3 protein-coding genes and 1 pseudogene are annotated in these 3,965 nt (G+C 49.9%); all 4 read left to right on the top strand.

Annotated elements, in window-relative coordinates; genetic code table 11:
* Positions 1–716 (top strand): annotated as a pseudogene (locus GRP75_RS20775) (sugar isomerase); the annotation flags it as partial.
* Positions 713–2,188 carry a rhamnulokinase gene (rhaB, locus tag GRP75_RS20770; protein ID WP_160790248.1) on the top strand — a complete coding sequence of 492 codons (1,476 nt, stop codon included), beginning with the start codon at positions 713–715 and terminating at the stop codon, positions 2,186–2,188. The pseudogene GRP75_RS20775 and the gene rhaB, both read left to right, overlap by 4 nt.
* 20 nt (positions 2,189–2,208) lie before the next feature.
* Positions 2,209–2,967 (top strand): DeoR/GlpR family DNA-binding transcription regulator, encoded by a 759-nt coding sequence (locus GRP75_RS20765; RefSeq protein ID WP_160790247.1) that lies wholly within the window; start codon positions 2,209–2,211, stop codon positions 2,965–2,967.
* Between the two features lie 268 nt (positions 2,968–3,235).
* Positions 3,236–3,964 (top strand): (Fe-S)-binding protein, encoded by a 729-nt coding sequence (locus GRP75_RS20760; RefSeq protein ID WP_160790246.1) that lies wholly within the window; start codon positions 3,236–3,238, stop codon positions 3,962–3,964.
* Position 3,965: the final 1 nt, after the last annotated feature.

Here is a 3,965-nt window from a genome sequence, read left to right as displayed (position 1 = left end):
GCAAACGGAAAAATTGGATGCTGGAAGCGCTCAGTGAAATGTATAAGGCGCTTACTCCTGACATGCGCATGTTGATTGAATACAAGGCGTTCGAGCCAGCCTTTTATCATACGGATATTGCCGATTGGGGTATGGCGTACAATTTCGCAACCAAGCTGGGGCCGCAGGCACAGGTGCTGGTGGATACAGGGCATCATCTGCCGGGAGCCAACGTGGAGCATATTGTCGCGTTTCTAATTGATGAGAAGCGATTAGGTGGTTTTCATTTTAATAGCTACAAATATGCGGATGATGATCTGATCGTGGGCTCCGCGAATCCGTATGAACTGTTCTTGATTTTTTATCAGATTTTAAATGCCGCTCAGGATGTAGATACGGATATTCGCCATACCGTCGACAAAATTGCTTATTTGATTGACCAATCGCACAATATTGAACCCAAAATTCCGGCGATGATTCGCTCGGTGCTGAATGTGCAGACTCAATATGCGAAGGCACTTCTGATCAATCATGCAGAGGTGGAGGAAGCGGCGAGTCGCCAGGATGTGCTGGGTGCGGAGGATGCCGTGCGCCAAGCGTTTGAGTTCGATGTGGCACCATTGCTCAGAGCGATCCGTGAAGAGCAAGGGTTACCGGCAGACCCGATGAAAGCCTACTTAGCGTCTGAGTATGGCACGCAGATTTTGCAAAGAGGCAAGGGTGGTGCAAGCTGGTGAGCATCCTCGCTTATGATTTGGGGGCAAGCAGCGGCAGGGTTCTACTCGGAGAATTGACAGATTCACGTATAGTGGTGGAGGAAATTTATCGCTTTTCGAATGATCCGGTCAAGGTTGGGGAGCGTCTGCACTGGGATCTGTTGCGTCTGTATCACGAGGTTCAGCAAGGATTGCTCAAAGCCAAGCATATGGGAGTGAATCCGTCCAGTCTTGCGATTGACTCCTGGGCGGTCGATTTTGGATTAATTGGGAAAACCGGAGAATTGCTGGGGAACCCTTATCATTATCGGGATTGGCACACCCACGGGGTGATGGAAGAAATACAGGAACGGCTGGGAAAAGACTTCATTTTTCAGCGTACAGGCATTCAGTTTTTGACGTTTAACACGATTTATCAGCTGGCTGCTATGCGAAATGCGAGTTCACCGTTGCTGGAGCAGGCAAAGCATTTCTTGATGATTCCAGATCTGCTGCGGTATTTTCTGACAGGTGAAATGTACAATGAGTTTTCGAATGCGACCAGCACGCAATTATATAATCCGTTGCAGCAAAAATGGGATGATGAGCTTTTGTCTGGAATCAATATTCCCCGTTCCTGGTTTGGTGAGGTACTGGAGCCAGGAAATGTTGCAGGAACTATCCGCTCGTCGGTCATGACCGATCTGGGTATTGGGGCGATTCCTGTAATTGTAGTAGCAGAGCACGATACGGGATCTGCTGTGGCTGCCGTGCCTGCGCTGGAGCACTCGTTTGCGTACTTGAGCTGCGGAACATGGTCCCTGATGGGAACGGAAACGGCACAGCCTGTAATCAATGACGATACGCTTCGTTTTAATTTTACGAACGAAGGTGGGGTCGGTCGAACTTACAGGCTGCTTAAAAACATTATGGGCTTGTGGATTTTACAGGAGGCGCGCAGAGAATGGGAGCGGCAGGGATACTCCTATTCCTTCCCCGAACTGGTTCATATGGCAGAACAGGCTCCAGCATTCACTTCTTTGATTGACCCGGACGATGAACTGTTTCTGCACGCCGGGGATATGAAAACACGTATTCGCCAATATTGCCGCAACACCGGGCAGCCATTGCCCGAGACGCCGGGTGAAATCACGCGCTGTGTTTTGGAGAGTCTGGCGTTAAAGTACCGTTACATTTTGGAGCTTACGGAGCAGGTGTCAGGACAACGGTTTAATGGTTTGCATATGGTCGGAGGAGGGATTCAAAATCGCTTGCTGTGCCAATGGACAGCCAATTCGATTCAAAAACCAGTGTGGGCGGGACCTGCAGAAGCGAGCGCAATCGGCAATCTTGCGGTACAATGGATGACACAGGGAAAGTTCGCCGATATATGGGAAGCACGCCGGGTCATCGCGGATTCTATTTCCGTGGAGGAATATGAACCTGCCGAGTCAGAAGCGTGGGAGGATGCCTACGGGCAATTCCGGCGGGTGGCGGGACTTTTTGTACATTAAAGATGTGGAGTGAGATTGCCATGCTGGTCGCAGAAAGATATGAGATGATTGTGCAGCTCGTTAATGAAAAAGGAAGCATACGGGTGTCCGAATTGAGTGAGTTGTGCAAAGTAACGGAGGAAACGATCCGCCGTGATCTGGACCGCCTGGAGCAGGCGGGACGACTGCGCCGTTCGCATGGGGGAGCGGTCAGTGTCAAAAACGAGCAGCCTGAAACGCCCTATGCGGTACGGGAAATTATGAACGCAGAGGAAAAGCGTAGGATTGCCGAGGAAGCGGTCAAGCAGATTCAGCCGAATGATCGTATTTTGCTGGATGCCAGCACAACCGCCTGGTATATGGCGTCAAGTTTACCGGATATTCCTTTGACAATATTAACAAATTCAATTCGGGTAGCTACAGAGCTGGCGGGTAAGGAAAAAATCGGGGTCATTTCGACGGGCGGGCAGTTGCTTCAACGCTCGTTGTCATTTGTAGGCCCGCTCGCAGAGCGTTCACTAGAAACCTATTATGTGGATAAATTGTTTTTCTCCAGCCAGGGGGTTCATCTGGATCGCGGTATTAGCGAATCAAATGAACTGCAAGCTCGTTTGAAGCAGAAAATGGTCAGCATTGCAGACCGTGTGATTTTACTGGCGGATGCGAGCAAATTTGGGCAACAGGCGTTTACGCACGTCGTGAACCTGTCGCAGGTATCCGAGATTATTACGGATTCGCGGTTGTCGGACCCGATTCGGAGTCAACTTGCGGAGCTGGCTATTCCAGTTACGATTGTGTAAAGCGGGGAGTTTCCAAGGTGAAGGCCGCTTTGCGTTTCATTTGGTCTTACGATCGCTATTGCAGTGGGATTCTTTGATGGTGTAAAAAAGTTATAAGTGAGAATCCCACTGCAAGCTTCTAAAAGTATCACTTCCCCAGATTTTTAGCATTGAGTAAAGAATCTGGGGGCAACAGCGATGGGAAGCACCATCTGACTGCGCAGCGGCACTATAGGTAACCTTTCAGTTATAAAGTAATAGCTATTCCATGGACGGAAGGGTGTTCCGTATGAAGGTATCTTTATTTATTACCTGCCTAAGTGATGCGATTTATCCCAAGGTAGGGGAAGCGATGGCACGCTTGCTTGTCAGATATGGTGTTCAGCTGGATTTTCCGAAGATACAGACATGCTGCGGACAGCCATCCTATAACAGCGGCTATTGGGATGAAACGAGGGTTGCGGCTAAAACGATTTTGAAAGCGTTTAACGACAGCGATTTTGTCGTATCTCCTTCCGGCTCTTGCACATATATGATTCATCATTACCCGGAGTTGTTTAAGGATGAACCCGAATGGCTCGATTCGGCACGGAGGCTGGAGCAAAAGACGTATGAGTTTACGCAATTTATGGTGCAGGTGCTTGGCGTGACCGATGTGGGCGCGTCTTTTCCGCATACGGTAACCTACCATCCGTCTTGCCATGGCACACGTTTGCTCGGCGTAAAGGAGGAACCGATGAAGCTGCTTGGCAGTGTAAAGGGGCTGCAATTAGTACCACTTCCCTTTGCTGAGGACTGCTGTGGCTTTGGCGGGACTTTCGCGGTGAAAATGCCGGATATTTCGGGAGCGATGGTGACTGAAAAAGTGGACCACATCAGGGAGACCGAAGCCGAGGTACTGGTCGGACTAGATATGGCCTGCTTGATGAACATTGCTGGAAATCTTCGGTATCGGGAGGAGCCAGTTCGGGTGATGCATCTGGCTGAGCTGCTGTACGAAAGGGTGAAGCACGCATGAC

The organism is Paenibacillus sp. OT2-17 (assembly GCF_009827695.1).
Lineage (GTDB): Bacteria > Bacillota > Bacilli > Paenibacillales > Paenibacillaceae > Paenibacillus > Paenibacillus polymyxa_B.
This window is presented reverse-complemented; position numbering and strand designations above follow the sequence as displayed.

What these genes read in the sequence shown, in the direction of transcription:
- GRP75_RS20765 (WP_160790247.1), top strand. Translation starts at nt 2,209, where the DNA reads ATGCTGGTCGCAGAAAGATATGAGATGATTGTGCAGCTCGTTAATGAA.
- GRP75_RS20760 (WP_160790246.1), top strand. Translation starts at nt 3,236, where the DNA reads ATGAAGGTATCTTTATTTATTACCTGCCTAAGTGATGCGATTTATCCC.